Annotated in this window: 18 protein-coding genes; 2 read left to right on the forward strand and 16 right to left on the reverse strand. The window is 46.7% G+C overall.

All coding sequences use genetic code 11. The annotated features are described in order from the left end of the window. Nucleotides 1-55: 55 nt before the first annotated feature. From hisS to WH46_RS14210, 3 genes are all read right to left on the reverse strand, one after another. Complete coding sequence (gene hisS, locus WH46_RS14200) at nt 56-1,300, reverse strand: histidine--tRNA ligase (RefSeq protein WP_046227127.1); 1,245 nt, start codon at nt 1,298-1,300, stop codon at nt 56-58. Nucleotides 1,301-2,192: 892 nt separating this feature from the next. Next, entirely contained in the window at nt 2,193-2,651 is a 459-nt protein-coding gene (locus WH46_RS14205; protein WP_017813449.1) for a hypothetical protein, read from the reverse strand. A gap of 118 nt (nt 2,652-2,769) precedes the next feature. Then, nucleotides 2,770-3,276: a type 1 glutamine amidotransferase domain-containing protein gene (locus WH46_RS14210; RefSeq protein WP_017813448.1), complete on the reverse strand. Its 507-nt coding sequence runs from the start codon at nt 3,274-3,276 to the stop codon at nt 2,770-2,772. A gap of 202 nt (nt 3,277-3,478) precedes the next feature. Here WH46_RS14210 and WH46_RS14215 point away from each other — a divergent pair, with 202 nt between their 5' ends. Continuing rightward, entirely contained in the window at nt 3,479-3,706 is a 228-nt protein-coding gene (locus WH46_RS14215) for a DUF378 domain-containing protein (RefSeq protein ID WP_046227128.1), read from the forward strand. A 161-nt stretch (nt 3,707-3,867) separates the two neighbouring features. On the opposite strand, the gene dtd is transcribed toward WH46_RS14215, so the two are convergent. Further along, nucleotides 3,868-4,326, reverse strand: coding sequence for a D-aminoacyl-tRNA deacylase (dtd, locus tag WH46_RS14220; protein WP_046227129.1), 459 nt, complete (start codon nt 4,324-4,326; stop codon nt 3,868-3,870). A gap of 105 nt (nt 4,327-4,431) precedes the next feature. Continuing rightward, nucleotides 4,432-6,612, reverse strand: coding sequence for a RelA/SpoT family protein (locus WH46_RS14225; protein ID WP_017813445.1), 2,181 nt, complete (start codon nt 6,610-6,612; stop codon nt 4,432-4,434). Between the two features lie 433 nt (nt 6,613-7,045). Between WH46_RS14225 and uraA the strand changes: the two genes are divergently transcribed. Continuing rightward, a complete protein-coding gene (gene uraA / locus WH46_RS14230; RefSeq protein WP_046227130.1) occupies nt 7,046-8,365 on the forward strand; it encodes a uracil permease in 1,320 nt (439 codons plus the stop codon). Nucleotides 8,366-8,803: 438 nt separating this feature from the next. Here uraA and WH46_RS14235 read toward each other — a convergent pair whose 3' ends face one another. The 11 genes from WH46_RS14235 to tgt form a co-directional block, all read right to left on the reverse strand. Next, nucleotides 8,804-9,997 (reverse strand): cation:proton antiporter, encoded by a 1,194-nt coding sequence (locus tag WH46_RS14235; protein WP_017813443.1) that lies wholly within the window; start codon nt 9,995-9,997, stop codon nt 8,804-8,806. A 2-nt stretch (nt 9,998-9,999) separates the two neighbouring features. Beyond that, complete coding sequence (locus WH46_RS14240) at nt 10,000-10,494, reverse strand: cation:proton antiporter regulatory subunit (protein ID WP_017813442.1); 495 nt, start codon at nt 10,492-10,494, stop codon at nt 10,000-10,002. A gap of 480 nt (nt 10,495-10,974) precedes the next feature. Further along, the gene (locus WH46_RS14245; RefSeq protein WP_017813441.1) at nt 10,975-11,493 is read right to left on the reverse strand and encodes an adenine phosphoribosyltransferase; all 519 of its coding nucleotides are present in this window, start codon (nt 11,491-11,493) and stop codon (nt 10,975-10,977) included. Nucleotides 11,494-11,520: 27 nt separating this feature from the next. Next, the gene (gene recJ / locus WH46_RS14250; RefSeq protein ID WP_046227131.1) at nt 11,521-13,935 is read right to left on the reverse strand and encodes a single-stranded-DNA-specific exonuclease RecJ; all 2,415 of its coding nucleotides are present in this window, start codon (nt 13,933-13,935) and stop codon (nt 11,521-11,523) included. An 11-nt stretch (nt 13,936-13,946) separates the two neighbouring features. Next, entirely contained in the window at nt 13,947-14,933 is a 987-nt protein-coding gene (locus WH46_RS14255) for a cation diffusion facilitator family transporter (protein ID WP_046227132.1), read from the reverse strand. A gap of 76 nt (nt 14,934-15,009) precedes the next feature. Continuing rightward, nucleotides 15,010-15,921, reverse strand: coding sequence for a protein translocase subunit SecF (secF, locus tag WH46_RS23440; RefSeq protein ID WP_052714236.1), 912 nt, complete (start codon nt 15,919-15,921; stop codon nt 15,010-15,012). Continuing rightward, the gene (gene secD / locus WH46_RS23445; RefSeq protein WP_052714237.1) at nt 15,911-17,371 is read right to left on the reverse strand and encodes a protein translocase subunit SecD; all 1,461 of its coding nucleotides are present in this window, start codon (nt 17,369-17,371) and stop codon (nt 15,911-15,913) included. Before secD ends, secF begins: the two co-directional genes overlap by 11 nt. A gap of 215 nt (nt 17,372-17,586) precedes the next feature. After that, a complete protein-coding gene (locus WH46_RS14265; protein ID WP_051058724.1) occupies nt 17,587-17,871 on the reverse strand; it encodes a post-transcriptional regulator in 285 nt (94 codons plus the stop codon). Nucleotides 17,872-18,025: 154 nt separating this feature from the next. After that, a complete protein-coding gene (locus WH46_RS14270; protein WP_046227133.1) occupies nt 18,026-19,345 on the reverse strand; it encodes an ArsB/NhaD family transporter in 1,320 nt (439 codons plus the stop codon). Nucleotides 19,346-19,543: 198 nt separating this feature from the next. Beyond that, nucleotides 19,544-19,861 carry a preprotein translocase subunit YajC gene (gene yajC / locus WH46_RS14275; protein WP_017813434.1) on the reverse strand — a complete coding sequence of 106 codons (318 nt, stop codon included), beginning with the start codon at nt 19,859-19,861 and terminating at the stop codon, nt 19,544-19,546. 133 nt (nt 19,862-19,994) lie between these two features. Then, nucleotides 19,995-21,134, reverse strand: a complete 1,140-nt coding sequence (gene tgt, locus WH46_RS14280; RefSeq protein WP_046227134.1) for a tRNA guanosine(34) transglycosylase Tgt — start codon at nt 21,132-21,134, stop codon at nt 19,995-19,997. Nucleotides 21,135-21,259 lie beyond the last annotated feature (125 nt).

Raw genomic sequence — 21,259 nt, forward strand, 5'->3', positions numbered from 1 at the left:
ATCACAATAGCAGAGCATATGCCCCGCTATCGTGATAGCCTATTTTGTGCTTCTTTTATTTCAGGTGATCCGCCAGTTCGTCCAGCTTCACATTTTGCTGCTCTCCGGTATCCATTGCTTTCAGCGCGATCTCGCCTCTGGACAATTCGTCTTCACCGAGGATCGCTGTATAGCGGGCCTGGAAGCGGTCTGCCGATTTCATCTGTGCCTTCATCTTGCGGCCGAGATAATCACGTTCCGCCGAGAAGCCCAGTGTACGCAGCTTGAACAGCTGACGTACGGTCTCCTGTTCGGCTGCCTCACCCAGAGCGACCAGATAGATATCCAGACGCTTGATCGCTGGTACTTCGACTCCCTGACTTTCCAGAATCAGCTGAAGACGTTCCAGACCAATCCCAAATCCGATTCCCGGTTGTTCCGGTCCGCCCACTTCGGATACCAACTTGTTATAACGTCCACCGCCACCAATTGTATCAATGGCGCCAATTCCCTGTGCTTTGTATTCAAACGCCGTATGCGTGTAATAATCCAGACCACGTACCAGACGCTCATTTACTGTAAATTCCACATCCATTGCTGTCAGGTAATCCTGTACACGCTGGAAATAAGCTGTGCTTTCTTCATCCAGACTATCGAGAATAGACGGTGCACCGACAAACTTGTCCTGATCGACTTTGCAGTCGAGCACACGCATCGGATTACGTTCCATCCGCTGCTGACAATCTCTGCACAGTGTATCCTTCATCGGACGCAGGAAGCCAAGCAGTGCTTCGTTGTAGGCTGCGCGTGTCTCCGAAGTACCGACCGAGTTAATCTCGACCGACACACCCTGCAGACCCAGCTCTTTGAAAAATTGCAGACCGAGTGCGATAACCTCTACATCAATCGCCGGATCAACCGAACCGAAGGCTTCGACACCGAATTGATGGAACTGGCGATAACGACCAGCCTGCGGACGCTCATAACGGAACATGGGTCCCATATAATACAGCTTGGTTACATCAGGCTCGCCATACAATTTATTCTCGGCATAGGCACGTACGACTCCAGCTGTACCTTCCGGACGAAGCGTCATACTGCGGCCGCCTTTATCTTCAAAAGTGTACATTTCCTTTTGCACGACATCCGTTGTCTCGCCCACACCGCGCTGGAACAGCTCAGTTTGTTCGAATAATGGTGTGCGAATCTCACGATAATTGAATCTTCTGCACAAATCTCTTGCTTTCTCTTCGACATACTGCCACTTCTCTACCTTGCCTGGCAAGAAGTCCTGTGTGCCTGTCGGTTTTTGAAATGCCATTCTATTTCCTCCTTCATTCAACTCATCCAGTGACTGCGGATACTGACTTTATAAAAAAGCACAAAAAAGCCCCACGTCACTGTTCGTAAACAAACAGGGACGAGGGACTGGATTTACCATTCACCCGTGGTGCCACCCACATTTCGAATGCTGCTGTCTCTAACTCTGCTGTATGCGCATAACTCCATGGAATCAGGCAGCAAATACAGCGACAGTCCGGTACTTTAAGCCATTTTACCGGTATACATTCGCTTCATTAAGCGGTTAACGCCCGCTGACTACGCATGAGGTTACTTGGATTCCAAAAGCAGATCGAGTTTCTCCCGGATTACGGAATTTCTCGTTACCATGAGCAGAATCTGCTGCAGGCAGGATATGCTTTTCCATCTTTCACATCATGTTCTCGGGGAGGTCTTTTCACATCGTTGTCCAGGGATTCCTTGCAGCCCAAGGGAATGCCTCTCTTTTCCGGTAAAGGAACTGTACAGTACCGATGATACTTTTCCCGTCCATGAATCATTCATTCAATTACACAATCACCGTCACCTGCTTCATCAATCACAAAGTCAGCACGATGTTATATTTAACGATTTTAATGAACCGCTGTGCTAAAGTCAATACCTTTCGTATAAGTAAAAGGATCACTGGACAGAAAAAAACCTGCAGCAACGGGCTGCAGGCCAACATAGTATGTTAAAAGGGGGTCATAGGTTTATTATAAAAGCTGATTGTTAAGAAAAGATGTTTCCTATATTACAGTTCTATTACAATAGGTAAAACCTCTGTAAACATGGTGTATGCAGACTGTTATCTCTGCAATCCCACTACCCAGCCCCCATTTGGTTCACACTACGATTATTACCATTCACACTTTATTTGAGTGTCTTTTCAACTATTCAAGAATCTCGACAAAGGCATTATTGGTACGCAGCTTTTGCACTACATTCTCTACATCCGATTCCATGACCGTAGCAGACAATACATATTTCAGATCATCATAATCCTTGTCTGTCGCGTTAATGGCACTCCATGCATCGGTATCATCATTATCATGGCGTGCAGCACTATCATCGTCTGTAACTTCGTTACGTTTGCCGTCATTATCGATAATGGCAGTTGGCGGGATAATTGTACCTGGACCAGCACCACCGGATACTCCTGCGGAATTACCGGTCACTCCACCTGCCCCTGCATTCAATGGCAACAGCGGCACCATCACACGGCTGCCCTGATTGATTTGCTTGTCCAGACGTCCGACTTCCAGACTTTTGACATCAAAGGTCTGAATAGACGTTCTGGCACTTTCTGCCTGATCTTCGGTACGGAAATAAGCCTGAATATGTTTGGTCATAATAATGGCCTCCTTACTGTACGCAGAATGGGTATTCTGCCCAGTATTTTATTTGATAGGCTTACAAAATGCGGATCGTATCATTACAACTTGGATGATTGCTTCGTTATAGTGGCAATTACAGTACTTTCAACAGTTCACGTACAAATGCGGGCTCATCGTCCGGTGTACGTGATGTAATAAAGTTGCCATCGACAATCGCTTCGCCATCTTTGAAAGTGGCTCCGGCGTTAATCATATCCACTTTGAGTGGTGGATAGGAAGTAATCGTACGGCCTTCCAGCAGATTGGCACTTGCCAGAATTTGCGGGCCGTGACAGATCGCGCCGATTGTTTTCTTGGCGTTATTAATTTCAGTTACAAAGTTCAGTACATTCGGATCCAGACGCAGTGCTTCCGGTGAAGAACCACCCGGAATGACAAGGGCATCATAATCGGATGCACTTACTTCAGTAATTGCTTTTTCAATTGTATATTCGGCTTTACCATTTTTGCCGGTTACCTTTTGGCCTTTTTCAAGACCGATAATATCGGCTTCATGGCCTGCTTTTTTCAATTCATCATAAGGCACCTGCATTTCGGAGTCTTCGAATTCATTTGCTAATAAAAAGGCGATTTTGCTCATGGGATAGTTCTCCTTTCAAGGCTTATGCGTATTATTTTTCAGTTCCTCTATTTTCGTACTTGATAGAGGTGGTCGCTCTGTTATTACCCGATTCGGAGGTTGATCTAAACAGTTATACAGAAATGATTCGGAGCCTTGCAATGGGGTATATTAACATTGTCAATAACTGCTAACATTTAACATAATAGGAGGTGAATTCTAAATGAGAACTCTGGATATGGTTGCTTTGATTCTGCTGATCATAGGCGGTATTAACTGGTTGCTGGTCGGTCTTTTCCAATTCGATCTCGTGGCTTCCATTTTTGGTGGACAGGATTCCATGTTGTCCCGTATCGTGTACATTATCGTAGGTCTGTGTGCTCTGTATTGTCTTAAATTCTTGTCGACTTCTAGAAACACAAGAACAGACAACACAACAACACGCGCATAATTGTAAAAGGAATGAGATATTTGATCAAAAAACACTCTACTTATATGGAGCAATCCATACAAAAAAGGTCCCGCTGAACACAAAACATTCAGAGAGACCTTTTTTGCTTTCTTTTTTTCAGGTATGCCTATTACTACTGAAGAGAGATTCACATTTTACTTTTATTCTTCCTTATTGCGTACAGGACTATCGATAATAAATGTTACCGGTCCCCAGTTGGTCAGCGATACGTCCATATCTGCTCCAAATATGCCTTTTTCCACGACCAGTCCTTGTTCTGCCAGCGCCTGGTTGAATGCTTCATATACCGGAATCGCCTGCTCCGGGCGAGCCGCTTCGATAAAGCTCGGACGTTTGCCTTTGCGGCAATCACCGTACAGGGTAAACTGTGATACCGATAGCACCTGTCCACCGATATCGGACAATCCCAGATTCATTTTACCCTGATCATCTTCAAAAATACGTATTCCGGCTACTTTGCCTGCCAGATAGCGTGCATCTTCTACGGTATCTCCGTGCGTTACGCCAACCAGCACCATCAACCCTTTGCCGATCTGACCTACAATCTCTTCGTTTACTGTTACCGATGCCTGCTTGCAGCGCTGGATTACCACTCTCATATTGAATGTCTCCTCTTCTCGATTACTATGTAGCAAAGAAGCCAATCACCGCCATACTGCCGGGATTGGCTCCTCTGATCAAACCATTTTTTGTAAAAAGTATACTTATTGCATAATACGGTGCACGGTATATACATCCTGCACACGCTTGATTTTGTCCACAACCGACTGCAGATGATCGGTATTACGGATCATAATAGTCATATGGATCATGGCCATTTTATTTTTGTCGGAGCGGCCGGACACTGCCGAGATATTGGTCTTGCTCTCGGCAACCGTCTGCAGCACTTCATTCAGCAGACCACGGCGATCATGACCGGTAATCTCGATGTCCACATTATAGTTGGCTTCCACCGCTGATTCCCATTCCACTTCAATAATACGTGCTGCTTCGCTGTTGTCACTTACATCCGGCACATTGGTACAGTCACTCCGGTGAATAGAGACACCACGTCCTCGTGTTACATAGCCGACAATATCATCGCCCGGTACCGGGTTACAGCATCGTGCAAAGCGAACGAGCAGATTGTCTACACCCTTGATGCTGACACCGTGGGTTGGACGACTGCGCTTCTGTTGTTCCGGCGCACTTTTCACTTCCTTGACCTGGGAAGTCAGCTCGATAATGCTGGCTTCTTCCTGCTCTCTGCGCATCTTTTCCGTAAGACGCGTACAGATCTGGGCAGCGGTAATTCCGCCAAATCCAATAGCAGACAGCATATCCTCGATATCATGGAAAGCGAATTTTTTGCCGACTTCGGACAGTTTGTCGTCGGTCAGCCATACCGAAGCCTCCAGGTTGAGACGCTTCATCTCGCGTTCGAGTGCATCGCGGCCCTTCTGTACATTTTCCTCGCGTTTTTCCTTTTTGAACCACTGCTTGATTTTGCTGCGCGCATGGGAAGACTGGGCAATTTTGAGCCAGTCCTGGCTTGGTCCATAGGAATGCTTGGATGTCAGAATTTCGATAATGTCACCGGTTTTGAGACGGTGATCCAGCGGTACGATCCGGCCGTTCACCTTGGCTCCAATTGTCCGATTACCGACTTCGGTATGAATACGATAGGCAAAGTCCAACGGGACCGAGCCATTTGGCAGCTCAATAACCTCGCCTTTGGGTGTAAATACAAAGACCAGATCGGAGAAAAAGTCCATTTTCAGGGATTCAACAAACTCCGAAGCATCCTGTGCTTCATGCTGAAGCTCCAGAATCTCTTTGAAAAAAGGAACCTTGTTCTCGATATTGCCGCCTGTGGAGCCTTCTTTGTAAGCCCAATGAGCTGCGATACCGAATTCTGCGGTACGATGCATATCCCATGTACGAATCTGTACTTCGGTTGGCTCCCCTGTAGGACCTACAACTGTCGTATGCAGGGACTGGTACATATTCGTTTTGGGCATTGCGATATAATCTTTGAACCGGCCTGGCATCGGCTTCCATAGCGTATGAATAATACCGAGCGTCGCATAACAATCCTTGATATTATCTACGATAATCCGAATAGCCAGCAGATCATAGATTTCGTTAAATTGCTTGTTTTTGGTCGTCATTTTCTGATAGACGCTGTAGATATGCTTCGGGCGTCCGGACAGATCCGCATCAATACCCATTTCTTTGAGCTTCTCGCGAATACGATCAATAACATTATCGATATACTGCTCACGCTCTGCACGCTTTTTGTGCATCAGATTGGCAATACGGTAATATTGCTGCGGATTCAGATAACGCAGTGCGATATCTTCCATTTCCCATTTGATCGCAGAAATACCCAGACGATGAGCAACCGGACAGAAAATCTCCAGTGTCTCATAGGCAATACGCCGCTGGCTTTCTTCAGACTGGTACTTGAGCGTACGCATATTATGCAGACGGTCAGCCAGCTTGATTACAATGACACGAATATCCTGTGCCATTGCGATAAACATTTTACGATAATTCTCGTTCTGCTGTTCTTCCTTGGAACGGAATTTGATCCGCTCCAGCTTGGTCAGACCATCGACGAGCATCGCACAGTTGTCGCCAAAGCGGCTGCGGATTTCCTCCAGGGATACGGTTGTATCTTCAACAACATCATGCAGAAGCGCGGCGATAATCGAGATGGTATCCATCTCCATGCCAACGACGATATCTGCAACTGCCAATGGATGCAAAATATAAGGTTCTCCTGATTTGCGCACCTGTCCATGATGAGCCTGATCGGCAAACTCATAGGCTTCTTTGATACGCTCAAGATCCTTCTCTTTAATGTAGGCGGACGCCTTTTCAAGTAATCGCTCTATGCCCATGGAATCGTTGTCGTATCCTTTCTATTCATGAATAACATTTAAGCAGTACTTCCCTTAAATGTAATGAAAGTGGTCTGTATCTATAAGATAAATGGTAGAACAAATCGATCTCTACCCGTATAAAACATTTATTTGAGCATTTTCGTACGCTGGAGCAGTGATTTTCGCGTATCCCTGTAGTCCACTTGCAGACTTCAGTCGCATACAAATTCAAAATGGAACCTGTTCATGCTCACTGCGGCAACAGGTCCCTAAAAGGGGTTTCCTATAATTATGCCTCTTGCGCATAGCCGCGTCAACCGTATTAAATGAAGGGTTCATAAAGAATTAGCCCCCTTTTGAAAATCGTTATTGAAAAAACCATGCAAACTCATTAAGCTATTAAGGATGCAAGGAAGAGAATCGAAAGTATAGAAACGAAGGAGTGGATACATTGCAGCGTGAAATTCAGGTTAATCAGAAATTGCCACTTGGGCCAGGGTTGCTGTTAAGCTTGCAGCATCTTTTTGCCATGTTCGGAAGTACCGTACTCGTACCGAATCTGTTCAAGGTCGATCCGGGAATGATTCTGTTGATGAACGGGATCGGGACACTGCTGTATATCTGGATCTGCCGGGGGAAAATCCCTGCCTATCTGGGTTCCAGCTTTGCGTTTATTGCACCGGTATCACTCGTGCTGACGCAGCACGGTTATAATGATCAGGGCTATTCGCTGGCATTGGGCGCCTTTATCGTAACAGGGATTATTTTTATCCTCGTCGCCCTGATCGTCAAATTTGCCGGGACACGCTGGATTGATATCGTGTTTCCACCGGCAGCGATGGGCGCGATCGTCGCATTGATCGGTCTGGAGCTGATTCCGGTTGCTGCACAGATGGCTGGATTTATCGCTCCTGCCGGGGTAGATGCTGCTACATGGGTGCCGGATATGAAAGTCATTACGCTCTCCCTGATCACACTGGGAGTAACGCTGATCGGTGCAGTTACCTTTCGCGGATTCCCCAAAATCATACATATTCTGATCGGTATTGTAGTCGGCTATGCACTTTCTTTCCCGCTCGGATTGATCGATACAACAGCGATCCGTACAGCCAGCCTGCTGCAGGTACCACATGTGGTCACTCCTTCATTTAATTGGTCGGTGATTCTGACGATTATACCGGTAGCTCTGGTCGTTATCGTCGAGCATATCGGGCATCTGCTCGTAACCGGCAATATCGTCGGCAAGAATCTATCCAAGGACCCTGGTCTTCATCGTTCTTTGATGGGAAATGGAATTTCGACCATCCTGTCCGGGTTCGTCGGCTCTACGCCGAATACAACCTACGGCGAGAATATCGGCGTAATGGCGCTGACTCGTGTCTACTCCGTTTATGTCATTGGCGGCGCTGCGGTTATTGCGATCCTGCTGTCCTTTTCCGGTACTTTTACCGGCACGGTCGCGGCGATTCCGGCTCCGGTCATGGGTGGTGTCTCGCTGCTGCTGTTCGGCGTTATCGCTGCTTCGGGTCTGCGCATTCTGGTGGAACAAAAGGTCGATTACTCCAAAGCACAAAATATGCTGCTGACGACTGTGGTGCTGATTACCGGTCTGAGCGGCGCTACAATAACCTTGGGTTCTGTACAACTCAAAGGAATGGCACTGGCGACTATCGTAGGCATTCTGCTCAGTCTGTTCTTCCGTATTTTGCAGGTAACCGGCTTGTCCAACGACAAGAATGACGAAGCTCCACCTGCCAAGATTCCGGATTGATTAGAAAGATCATGGATAAGCTGGATTGGGTACAGGTTATACAGTGGATCCATTACAGGTTGGTATCCGATAGATGGATAGGTTGACGTTGCTATTGCGAGTCATACTTTCCGTACATTCCGAAATTGCCGTCATCCCTACACAGAGATAATGTATATGCCTAATTTAGTTCGAATTCAAAAAAGGTGCCCTGCGGCAGAATCCGCTGGCACCTTTTTTGGGTTGTTTTAGTTATCCATTCTATGCAGAAATGATCCATTCTGGATAATATCCATTTTTATTTCCCCCTGGGATATTTGGGTTCACCGAACCATCCCGAGCAAGTGATTTTCTTATAATACGATCGTCTCAGAATCTTCTGTGCCGAATCGATAAAATGATTATTCGGCTTACGCATTATAGGAAAATAATTTGCTTCTGTTTTTGATCATGGAAATACTATTTGTTTAACCGGAATACTTTGGCGATTCCTTTGTAAATCCATTTGGATTCTTTGGTCAGTAGCGGACCGAGAATAGCCAATATCAATACATAAATCGCGGCAAATGGCTGCAATATAGCAGATAGTGCACCTGCTGCACCCAGATTGGCAACAATAATAGAGAATTCTCCGCGTGACATAATGGTCAATCCTACATTGGCTGAAGCCTGAGGAGAGAGATTGGCCGTTTTGCCTGCCATCATGCCCGCAGTATAGTTACCGATCATGGTCAGAATTACGGCTCCAATTGCCAGCCATACCGCGTTGCCTCCCAGTGACAATGGATCAATCGTCAATCCAAAGCTAAAGAAGAACAAGGCACCGAAGAAATCACGGAATGGTAAAATGATTTTCTCGATCCGGTGCATGTGAGACGTCTCTGCCAACACCAGTCCGACCAACAGTGCGCCAATTGCTTCGGCCACATGGATCGTTTCGGAGAAACCGGCGATTAGGAACAACGCAGCGAAGATTACACACATGAATATTTCATTGGACGGAATATTAAGCAAACGATTCAACAGCGGTACTGCCTTGCGGCCAACAATAAGGATTAGCAGCATATAACCGAGTGCAATACCTGCCGATATCAGGATCCCGCCAATTGAAGTTGCTCCGCTGAGCAGCAGTCCGGATAGTACAGACAGATAGACGGCGAGGAATACGTCTTCGAACATGATGATGCCGAGAATCATTTCGGTCTCGGGGTTGGCTGTACGTTTTAGATCGACCAGCACTTTGGCAACAATTGCACTGGAGGAGATCGTCGTAATACCGGCAATAACCAGAATCTCCTTGAGCTCAAATCCGGTTGCCCATCCATACAGCAGTCCCAGGGTGAAGTTAATACCAATATATATGGTCCCCCCCAGAGCGATCGAGCGTCCTGCCTTGATCAGCCGGCCTACCGAGAATTCGAGTCCCAGATAGAACAGCAGGAAAATGACACCGATTTTGCCCATAAATTCGATCAGTTCCGCACTCTGGATAAACCGGAAGTCTACGATTCCAAATACAGGAGCATGCGGACCGACCGCCATACCTGCTAGAATGTAGAATGGCACGACCGAGAAACGCAACTTGGAAGCGAGCAGTCCTGCCAGAGCAACCAGCAGTACAGCGATTCCAATCTCAAATACAATATAATCCATACTCAACCGCCCCCTCTCTCAAGCAGCAGTTTCAGCGATTGAATATCGTTGCGTTCTCCGGCAATGACCAGCGTATATCCATCCTGCAGTACATATTCCGGCCCTGGACTGATTTTTTGCTGTGCCGATTCCAGACTGGCAATAATAACGGTTCCCGTATTCTCACGAATCGCGAGCTCACCGATACTTTTACCAATACAGTCCATCCCTTTACGCAGCTTGTACCACTCAATACTCAGCTTGGAAATAGAGAACTCTACCTGCTCCAGCGCAGTAGGCTGGTAACTCATACCGCCGATAATACTTGCAACCTGACGAGCTTCGCGATCATTCAGCGTCATCACAAGCTCGTGGTCATCCGGAGCTGCCGGTGAACTGTGGTACACCTCGCGTTTGCCATCTTCATGGACCACAATCGCTACTTTCTCGCGATCATCGGTCTCCACCATAAATTTCCTTCCAATACCGGGCAAGTCCGTCTCACGAATAATAGCCATACTTCCCCCTCCTTTTTGTATAAGTTAACATTGCCATATACAGTGTATGCATAATGCCACACTCACAGCATGCCTCTCTACACTATACGGGGTACCAGCAGAATGGTTTCAACAAAAAGGCGATTTTTCGCCTTTTTCGTTCAAAAAACGCCAAAAAAGACGTTTTTTAAAAATATCAACCTGTATTGATAACTTATAAATTGATGATTACCGCGAAACCCTAAAATGAATATTTTCTCGAAATATTCATTTTAGAGCCCTTATTTATGCTAAATATGCGCATATTCATCTTCAATAACTGTTATTAAATACGAACGGGTCTTGTTTATATATTCTTATTCGATATGTATCAGGTTATATCTGCAAAAATGATCTTGTTCTATTCTTCAAGACACATAAGAGAAATAAAAAAAGAGCACAAGGAGTTCTGCTCCTCATGCTCTTTGTATTCATTTTACCCATTCAGATCCGTTAACAGAATCAGAAAGGATATTGTGTCAGTGTGAATACTTCCACATCCGGCAGTTTTTCACGGCCGTTCAGATCTTGCAGTTCGATCATAAATGCAGCGCCTACTACATTACCGCCTACTTGACGGATCAGGTCTACACAAGTTGCGATTGTGCCGCCTGTTGCCAGCAGATCATCGGCGATCAGTACGTTTTGACCTTCCTGGATCGCGTCTACGTGCATAGCCAGTACATCCTTACCATATTCCAGTGCATATTCTGCCTGGATCGTTTTGTACGGCAGTTTGCCTGTTTTACGAATCGGAATAAAGCCTACACCCAGCGCATAAGCGAGTGGTGCGCCAACTACGAAACCACGTGCTTCCGGTCCGGCGATCACATCGATTTTCAGCTCTTTTACCAGCTTTTTCAGTTCTTCGATGGAAGCTTTGTAAGCTTCACCATTTTGCAGCAGGGTTGTAATATCTTTAAAACTGATTCCTTCCTGCGGAAAATCCGGAATCACACGAATATGCTCTTTAAAATCCAAAAAAATCTCCTCCTAAAAATAGATCGGTTATGATGCGCCTTGCATGCGGGAAATCATCCATGAAGTTAATTGCGGCAGATCACTTTCACATAACATATATTCCATTTCAGCCAGTTCGCCAAGTTCCCGGTACAGCTGCGAGCTGTCGAGCGGACGTTTTACCGGAGCATTATTCAGCATTACCTGTCCATTCTGACGGATAATAAACTCCAGTTCCTCGAACACTTCCAGCATCATCTGTACCATTCTCACCGAGCTGGAGGTTTTTTGACTTAGATAGGGAATCAGCTTCGCTTCCTCCGCGATCGTCTCACTGGATTTGACAAGCCACCCGTATATCAGTTTAAAACGATCCCGGTCGGGTATCTGCAGACGTTCCTGCTGCTGCGGCCGATCATGGAGCAGGACGATATTTTCAAGAGAAGTGAATCGTTCGAAAATAGTATCCAGCTGCTCGATATGCGCCGGTAATGATAACAGACATAATGTGCGTATAGCTTCTGCCCCATACTGTGTGGAGACATGATTGCAAGCTGCGATATCAACTTTTCTATCATAACCCCAAAGGGATACATCCGACAATTGGGTTTTTAAAGTTTTCACCCGATTTTCGCTGCACAATACTCCCAATTGGCCACCTTCTACTCCCATATAACGGGACCATTTCTGCCGAATCGTCTTCAAATGCTGCTCCCATTGGCCGGAGCTGCGCCGATCCCAGACCTGAAGCCCGGGTACAGCCAGATCCTGTACCATCAGCTGCGGTTTGCGATTACCGCGCCATTCGTTGATACTGGTCTCGGCCAGTATATCAATCCGGTCACCTTCCGACAGCAGCTCGGCCAGTTCACCTTTGCCGAAAGCTATACCTTCCATCATGGTTCCATCTTGCTCTACCACCAGCCGCAGATGATCCAGCGTTTTGCCGATAGCTTTGGCCTGGGTTACCGTTACACCGCGCAGTACAATACGCGGCAGTGGATTGGACATACCAAAAGGAGCAAGCTGGTCTAACTCTTCAATCGCAGACAGCGTCAGTTGATCCAGCGTACATTCATGATCTGCTGCTGTCTGGGGAACCAGATCTTCTTCGGTCAACATACCTGCTGCCCGTTCATTGAGCCGACGACGGAATTCATCCAGCTGGTCACGTTGCAGACTCATGCCTGCTGCCGATGGATGACCGCCGAAATGATCCATCACATCCTCACAATCAAGCAGCGCTTTATAAATATCATAGCCGGGGATAGAGCGTGCAGAACCTTTGCTCATACCTGTCTGTGGATCGATACCCAGTACGATAGTCGGCCGGTAATAGCGATCCAGCAGTTTGGATGCCACTATACCGACCACACCAGGATTCCAGCCTTCACCAGCTACGACAATTACATGTGGAATGCTGCCATTGTTCATCGCTTTCTCGGCTTCCAGCATAGCGATAGCTTCCTGCACCATCCGGTTTACCAGATCCTGCCGTTCCTTGTTCAGCTGATCCAGTTCAAAGGAAATCTGGTCCGCTTCCGCCTGGTTAGTCGTCGTGAGCAGCTCTACCGCACGCTTTGCATGCTCCATGCGTCCACTGGCATTGATCCGTGGTGCCATGGCAAAAGCAATATGGGTAGCTGACATCTGCGCCGGATCGATCGCTGCAATATTCATCAGCGCGTGTACACCGGCAAATGCACTATGCTTCATCCGCTCTACACCCGTACGCACCATCATCCGGTTCTCATCTTCCAGCGGCATCAGATCGGCTACTGTACCGATCGAGACGATCTCCAGCCATTCTTCCGGTACCTGGTCCTTGCCGAGCAGTGCTTGTGCCAGCTTGTAGGCCACACCTACACCAGCCAATCCTTTAAAAGGATACGTGCAGTATTCAAGCTTGGGATTCACGAGCGCACAGGCAGCGGGCAACTCTGCCGGCGGCTCATGATGATCGGTTACGACTACATCGATTCCGAGCGCTGCAGCATGTGCAATCTGGGACACTGCACTGATACCGGTGTCGACCGTAACAATCAGCGTCACTCCCTGTGCATGTGCCTGATCAATCGCATGGTTATGCAGACCATAGCCCTCTTTGGAGCGATGGGGAATATAAATGTCATAATCGGCATTCAGATAGCGCATCAGCTGAATCATCAGTGATGTACTGGATACACCGTCCGCATCATAATCGCCATAGATCCATATTTTCTCGCCTGCCGTTAATGCCTGGCGTATACGCTCTACGGCTTCTTTCATCCCGGCTAGCAGATAGGGATCATGAGATGTTCTGCGGCTGCCCGACAGGAATTCTGCCGCCTCTGTTTCTCCTGTGTATCCTCTGCCCGCCAGCAATGAAGCAGTTAGGTGGGAGATACCCAGTCTGGAGCTAAGCATCTCTGCAGCAGCCGGATCGGGATAATGTACATTCCAGTGATATTGTGAATGAATCATGATGTGCCTCCTTAATGAATCATGCCGTCGCCGGACTTTTCCCGGCTTTGTGTCCACTCGTAATTGGACTTGTACGGATAGCCTCCCGTATACGGCAGAATCTGTACTTCTACACTGCTTACATGAGCAAATCGAGTAAGCAGCAGATTTTTGGCATAGTCTGCAATTTCTGCTGCAGCCTGTACGCTAATCTGGGGATTAACTCCTATTTTTAGATGAATCCTTAGACCATCTCTGTATTCCTGGGCTTTCAGATCTTCAATCGTAATGACACCCTGTACACGCTGCACAGTATCCATAAAGTCAGCGGCATCTTCACGCTCCAGTTCCTGAACCAGCGTACCATAGACAGTCTGACTGGCCATCCGATAGCCCTGACGCCATAGAATTACTGCGACCAAAATAGCAGAGACCGGCTCTATATAATACAGGTTATCCATCTGCAGTTCCAGTGCCGCAATCGTACCGAGCATGCCAGCCAATACGAGGATTGAGGAATACAGTGAATAACGATGCATATCCACTTCTTCGGCCGCCCTCGTGTTTCCTTGCTTTTTCGCATAACGATAACGATAGCGGAATAATGCTTCATTGACTGCCATCGCCAGAAAAACAACTACAATCGCATAGGGCTTGGGATCAGGAGTCTGCTCGGACATCAGATCACGCACCGCAGATATGGCAATCTCCAGGCCACCAAGCAGCAGCAAGACCGTCAACAGCAGATTCGTAAATGGAGCAGCTGTCTTGTTATACCGTTCTTTGGAGGCTGCATGATCTTCCCCTGTCCGGCGACTTTGCCTACCCTGATGCCTTTTGGACAGGCGCTCTGCCAGACTGCTGACTGCACTGGAAGCTGTATAGAGAGCATCTCCCATTAATGCCTTGTTGCTGGCCGCATAAGCGGTGACTGCTTTGACTATAGCCAGTATTAATCCAGCCAGTATGGATGTCCAGAATACTTTTCCCTGCTGACGGATATCGTTATTTCTCACCATACTTCCTCCTAAGACAAGATGAAGCCGCGTCGGTATGAGGACCAGGACGCGGCTTCAGGCAGGTTAGCTTGCGATGTTAGGCCGTCGTCTTCGACGGTGCTTTCGCTTTTGGTTTCTGTCTGTTTTTGAGTACCAACCACAGTGGACTTGCGATAAAGATCGAAGAGTAAGCTCCGAAAGCAAGACCGATCATCATAGCCAGCGAGAACATACGAATGGACTCACTACCCAAAATGAACAACAGCAGACAAGCGATGAATACAGTCAGTACCGTATTCAAGGAGCGTGTCATGGTTTGAGAAATACTCTTGTTTACGATATCGGCAACATCTCCGCGTTTTTTCTGTTTGGCAAAACGCAGATTCTCACGGATACGGTCAAAGATAACAATCGTATCGTTCAGGGAATAACCGATAATCGTCAGTACAGCAGTGATAAATGTCAGATCCACTTCCAGACGGAAAATGGAGAAAATCGAAATGACCAGGAATGCATCATGCAGCAGCGCTACTACAGAAGCTACCGCAAAACGCCATTCGAAACGGATTGTTACATAGATGATAATTCCAAGGCTGGCAAGCAATACGGCCCAGAGGGCATTACGCTCAAGCTCTTTGGCAATCGTTGGATCGACGGTATTAACTTCAAAGGAAGCACCGCTGTCCAATTGCTTGTTGAATGCCTGTTTGAGCTGATTTTCCTGTGTATCAGTCAGTACTGTTTCAAAACGGATAGACATCCGTCCGTCTCCACCGATATTGATACTTGGATCCTTGCCTATATTGAGGCTGTCTACTACAGGTTTTACCTGCTCTTCTGTTAATGTTTTGGTCAGCGTCACATCGACATTGGAACCCGAACGGAAATCAACGCCATAATTCAATCCGGCAACTGCCAACGAAATAATACCGGCAATTGTCAAAATAATGGAGAATGTATAAAAATACTTACTCAGTTTAACAAAGTCATAATTCCACTTAAAGCGCATCGCGTTCACTCTCCTTTACGCCGAAATACTCCGGTTTGTTAACCAGTTTCCCTTTGACGAGCAGGGACAGTAAAAAGCGGGAGAAGAACACGTTGGTAACGATACTTACAAGAATATTGAAAATCAATACCAATGCAAAGCCTCTTACAGCACCTGTACCCAGAGCAAACATTACAGCAGCTGCAATAATGGTAGTTAACTGGGCATCCATGATCGTACCGAATGAACTTCTGCTTCCCGCTTTGAACGCAGACGGGATACTCTTACCGTTGCGAATCTCATCCTTGATACGCTCATAGGTGATGATATTGGAATCGACTGCCATACCCACACCCAGGATAAAGGCTGCGATACCCGGCAATGTCAATGTGAAATTACCTGCAACAAAGATCATAACCGTGAGCCATACATAGGTGATAATACTGAATCCGGCAATCAGACCCGGAATACGATATACCAGAATCATAAAGATCAGAATGATAATAGAAGCTATGATACCAGCTTTCAGGGTTTCGTTCAGAGACTGTTGTCCCAAAGATGCTCCTACACTCTGTGAATAGATTTCGGTCAATTTCAGCGGCAGTGCGCCCAGGTTGATCTGGTCTTTGAGCTGCTGTGCTTCCTGAACGGTGTAGCTGCCGGAAATGCTGGCTTTGCCATCTGTCAGTTCAGCTCGTACAGTTGGTGCGGACAGCAGTTGACCATTCAGGAAGATTCCGAGCGGCTGATTGATCAGACGTTTGGTAATCTCTCCGAATTTTTTGGCATCTTTGACTTCGATCGTGATCTCTGGCTGCTGCAGTGAGTTATACACTACGGATGCGCCGTTTTCTTTGAAGTCATCACCAGTCAATTCGATTTTACAATAAAGTTTTGCCGGATCTTCATTGGCATAAGTATTTTCTGTAGCTGTAGCGCCGGCTCCTGTGTCAGGAGTTACAGTCACTCCCTGCGGCAATCCTTCGGTCTGTGCGGACACAGGATTGCTATCCGAAGATTTGCTATCGGTACTGCTCTTTGTTTCTGCAGCTTTGGACTTGTTAATGTCCTGCTTCTCGGAAGGCGCACTTCCTGATTGCTTGGAAGCATCCGTGGAACATCCATCCATACTGCGGAACGTAAGTTCAGCCGGTTCTTTCATGGTCTTGCGGACAGTTGCTTCATCCGTAACACCGGCAATTCTCAGACGAATACGATCTGTACCCTCTGTTGTAATTTCCGGCTCACTTGTACCAAGGGCATTGGCACGCTGTTCCAAACTTCTTGCAGTCTGCGTCAGAGATTCTCTGGTAACTGCTTCCCCCTGCGTGGTTGGCGTAGCCTGATACAAGATTTCAAAACCGCCTTTAAGATCGAGTCCCAGACGGACATCTTTAAATAGCGGGGTCGTTGTACCGATAATACCGGCTACGACAAGTATGACGACTATGAAGCTGATGATTCTGTTCATCCCGTATGTGGTTCCCCTTTCATTCTCAATATTCCTATTATAGCGATGCGGCAAATGACAGTCAATTTACCAATGGTCAGCAAAACAAACAGGCTGATGCCTGTCAGACACCGGCCCAGCTCATTCTTGGTCCAATGAGAAAATTAAATTTACCTGCGAACACACCTTACCATCTGGCAGACGATCTGTGCAATACCATATTTCTGTCAACAAGATTATCCGTGCAATGGAGGTATCCGTTCCTGCATATCCGCGCTTTCCATTTTCTTATAGGAAGACATCGTCAGATAATGCATCAACTGATTGGGTTTCATTGATAAAATATCGTTGACCAGCTCGTACAGCCGGGGCATACCCTGCTTTTCATACTTGTTATTCAGGCAGTCCCATAATTCTTCCGAAGTCAGCTGTTCATATCCAAGCATCGCAAACTCTTCGATTTTGCTCTGGCATAGCGAGTCAATCAGTTCTGTCAATTCCGCATTGCTTAATTCGTCCATGTCCACCAGCTACCTTCCTGTTGCTTATGACTACATTGTATTAAATGATCATTATTGCTGCCTCATAATCTATACAGGTTACACATTCTTCAACTGTACCCTAATTCCTGCCAGTCGCCTAGTGTAATGCGCATAATAATGGAGAAATTTCTGTTTACAATACAACGGTATATACATACCATGATGCAATCAGTAGCGAAATAAGTGTCAGTGGCAGACCTACTCTCAGGAATTCCAGATAACCAAGACGCTGCTGGCGGCGGTCAGCCATGGAAGCTGCAATCAGTCCAGCTGCAGAACCCAGCAGTGTTCCACTTCCCCCAATACCTGCACCAATAGACAACGCCCACCATAACGGATTAATAACAGCAGGTGTGGAAGCTCCCATTTGCACGGCTGTGTCCTGAACAAGCGGAATCATGACTGCAATCCATGGCATATAATCCATTACTGAAGATAACAAACCGGTTGTCCAGAGCAGAATCAGAGCAACCCATGACATATCGCCATTTGTAAGTTCAATCAGATAACGAGCTCCCGTCTGAATCCAGCCGGTCTCCACCAATCCTCCTGCCAGGATAAATAAGCCTGCAAAAAATAACAGGGTGTCCCATTCCAGATGACGCAATATAGATAGGGGCTTCGCTCCTGTTGCTATCGCAGCAACCAGCATAACCAGCGCTCCGGCTGCTGCCACGATAGATAAACGAAGATCCAGCCAGGATCCGATAACAAGTCCTGCTATCACCAATACAAAGACCAATAGTACTAAAAAAGCAAGTTTTCTGTTCTCGATAGAGCTTGTTACTTCCTGCTCCAGATTTAGTGTTCTCACCGTATGTGAGGCAGTGCGGAAGTTTTGCCAATACAATAGAGCAATCAGCAGCAGATTCACTGCCAGCAGAATGAGCATCAATGGTCCCAGCATTGTAACGAAAGATACAAAAGTCAGCTGTGGATTGGCAGTACCGATCCACATATTGGCCGGATTGCCGATCAATGTAGCTGTTCCTCCAATATTACTGGTAATGATCGCTGCAATCAGAAAAGGAGCAGGTTTCATTTTCAGCAGATTTGTCACGGTAAATATAACAGGTACCATCAAAATAATGATTGTTACATGATCTAGCAGTGCAGCTCCAAGAGCTGTCCATATCATTAGAATAACGAAAAGAAGCAGCGGATTGCTGCGTGTCCATCCCAGACTCCGGATGACCGCATAATGAACCAGTCCACTACGGCTCATAACGCCTGCAATCACCAGCATGCTCATCCAGAGCAGCAGAGTATCCCAATTGATATGCGTCGTATAGGCATTTTGCCAATGTACAAGACCCAGCAGCAAAAACAATACTGCTCCAATAACGGCGATCATCGCCCGATTCAGCTGATCTGTTATCCATATGGCATATATAACTAGAAAAATAACGATAGCTGCTGTCGGCTGCCATGTCATCATCTCCGATACTTGCATGATACACATCCTTTCTCCCATTCCATTATCCGGTTTATTCATCAGTTTCCCATCATGCCCCGGCTCAATTCGCTATCATAATGAAATTCCTTCAGGATAGCAAAGCCCAAATTAGCAGTTATTAACAAAAAAAGCAGACCTGCAGGCAGGTCCGCTTTGGTAACAATTTATGAATGGTTCCGTTTTGCCGGGATTCGCTTAGACTTTGGCAACCGGAGCAGTATCCTTGGCAGTAGAATGACTGATCGCCGAACGGTCGAATGTCAATTTAGTGACATCGTTTACACGCAGTACTACAATATCATCTGTGATCTCCGTAATTGTTCCGTGCAGACCACCGATTGTTACGACTTTATCGCCTTTTCCGAGTGTATTCAGCATCATGTTGCGCTGTTTTTGTTTCTTTTGCTGAGGACGAATCAGCAGGAAATAGAATACAACAAACATCAATACAAATGGAATGATAGCTCCCAAAATTCCAGTACCGCCACCAGCGGCTGCTGCTAAATTAAACATGGTATTGCCCCCTTTTTAATATAAACCGGGGACCGGAGTTCCGGTACCCGAAGTGTTTCCAGCTGTTGTTCGGCAAAATATACAGCGATGATCCGGTACATCATTCAATGTTCTTTATGATACAGTATTCGGTTTAGAAGCCTTTATCATTATCATGCAGACCATATTGATCGAAGAATTCATCACGGAAATCAAGCAGACGGTCATCCATGATCGCCTGGCGTACATTTTTCATCAGGTTAAGCAGGAAGTGCAGATTGTGATACGTAGTCAGACGCAGACCAAAAGTCTCATCCGCTTTGATCAGATGGCGCAGATACGCACGGGAATAATTGCGGCAGGTGTAGCAGTCGCAATTGGGATCAAGCGGTCCAAAGTCTCTGGCATACTTGGCATTACGTACAACAACACGGCCTTCACTGGTCATTGTCGTACCATTACGCGCAATACGTGTAGGAAGTACACAGTCAAACATATCCACACCACGAATCGAACCCTCGAGCAGTGCATCGGGAGAACCGACACCCATCAGATAACGAGGCTTGTTACTTGGCAAAAATGGCATAGTATATTCCAGAGCTTCATACATCAAATGCTTGGGCTCTCCTACACTCAGTCCACCAATAGCATACCCCGGGAAATCCATCGAAGTCAAATCAAGTACACTCTGGCGGCGCAGGTCTTCATGCATACCACCTTGTACGATAGCGAACAATCCCTGATCCTGTGGACGGGCATGACTGTTCAGGCAACGTTCTGCCCAGCGGGTCGTACGTTCCAGCGATTTTTTGACATAATCATACTCTGCCGGATAGGGTGGACATTCATCAAATGCCATCATAATATCGGAACCGAGCGCATTCTGGATCTCCATGGCTACTTCCGGTGACAGGAACAGCTTGTCTCCATTCAAATGGGAACGGAAATGTACGCCTTCTTCGGTAATCTTGCGCATTTCACTAAGACTGAATACCTGAAAACCGCCGCTGTCTGTCAGAATCGGGCGATCCCAGTTCATGAATTTGTGCAGTCCGCCAGCTTCCTTGATCAGATCATGACCGGGACGCAGGAACAGATGATACGTATTGCTCAGAATAATATGGGCATCCATTTCCTTGAGTTCTTCGGGACTCATCGTTTTGACAGTTGCCAGGGTGCCGACAGGCATAAAAGCCGGTGTCTCGATAATACCGTGTGGAGTATGAACCCGTCCAAGCCGGGCTCCTGACTGTTTACAGGTTTTGATGTGTTCGTACGTTATAGGTCCAGACATAGTATTTATTCTCATCCTTCTGGTCATTTAATAGGCAAAACAGAAAGGACCGGCAGAACCGGTCCTGCAATCAACCGACATTTAATTATAACGGAGCAACCCCATGAAGCACAATATATGTTCGT

The organism is Paenibacillus dauci (genome assembly GCF_000971985.1).
GTDB lineage: Bacteria > Bacillota > Bacilli > Paenibacillales > Paenibacillaceae > Saccharibacillus > Saccharibacillus dauci.

Excerpts from the sequence above, each read along its gene's own strand:
- hisS (WP_046227127.1), bottom strand. The coding sequence starts at position 1,300 with ATGGCATTTCAAAAACCGACAGGCACACAGGACTTCTTGCCAGGCAAG.
- WH46_RS14205 (WP_017813449.1), bottom strand. The coding sequence starts at position 2,651 with ATGACCAAACATATTCAGGCTTATTTCCGTACCGAAGATCAGGCAGAA.
- WH46_RS14210 (WP_017813448.1), bottom strand. The coding sequence starts at position 3,276 with ATGAGCAAAATCGCCTTTTTATTAGCAAATGAATTCGAAGACTCCGAA.
- WH46_RS14215 (WP_046227128.1), top strand. The coding sequence starts at position 3,479 with ATGAGAACTCTGGATATGGTTGCTTTGATTCTGCTGATCATAGGCGGT.
- dtd (WP_046227129.1), bottom strand. The coding sequence starts at position 4,326 with ATGAGAGTGGTAATCCAGCGCTGCAAGCAGGCATCGGTAACAGTAAAC.
- WH46_RS14225 (WP_017813445.1), bottom strand. The coding sequence starts at position 6,612 with ATGGGCATAGAGCGATTACTTGAAAAGGCGTCCGCCTACATTAAAGAG.
- WH46_RS14235 (WP_017813443.1), bottom strand. The coding sequence starts at position 9,997 with ATGGATTATATTGTATTTGAGATTGGAATCGCTGTACTGCTGGTTGCT.
- WH46_RS14240 (WP_017813442.1), bottom strand. The coding sequence starts at position 10,494 with ATGGCTATTATTCGTGAGACGGACTTGCCCGGTATTGGAAGGAAATTT.
- recJ (WP_046227131.1), bottom strand. The coding sequence starts at position 13,935 with ATGATTCATTCACAATATCACTGGAATGTACATTATCCCGATCCGGCT.
- WH46_RS14255 (WP_046227132.1), bottom strand. The coding sequence starts at position 14,933 with ATGGTGAGAAATAACGATATCCGTCAGCAGGGAAAAGTATTCTGGACA.
- secF (WP_052714236.1), bottom strand. The coding sequence starts at position 15,921 with ATGCGCTTTAAGTGGAATTATGACTTTGTTAAACTGAGTAAGTATTTT.
- secD (WP_052714237.1), bottom strand. The coding sequence starts at position 17,371 with ATGAACAGAATCATCAGCTTCATAGTCGTCATACTTGTCGTAGCCGGT.
- WH46_RS14265 (WP_051058724.1), bottom strand. The coding sequence starts at position 17,871 with ATGGACGAATTAAGCAATGCGGAATTGACAGAACTGATTGACTCGCTA.
- WH46_RS14270 (WP_046227133.1), bottom strand. The coding sequence starts at position 19,345 with ATGCAAGTATCGGAGATGATGACATGGCAGCCGACAGCAGCTATCGTT.
- yajC (WP_017813434.1), bottom strand. The coding sequence starts at position 19,861 with ATGTTTAATTTAGCAGCAGCCGCTGGTGGCGGTACTGGAATTTTGGGA.
- tgt (WP_046227134.1), bottom strand. The coding sequence starts at position 21,134 with ATGTCTGGACCTATAACGTACGAACACATCAAAACCTGTAAACAGTCA.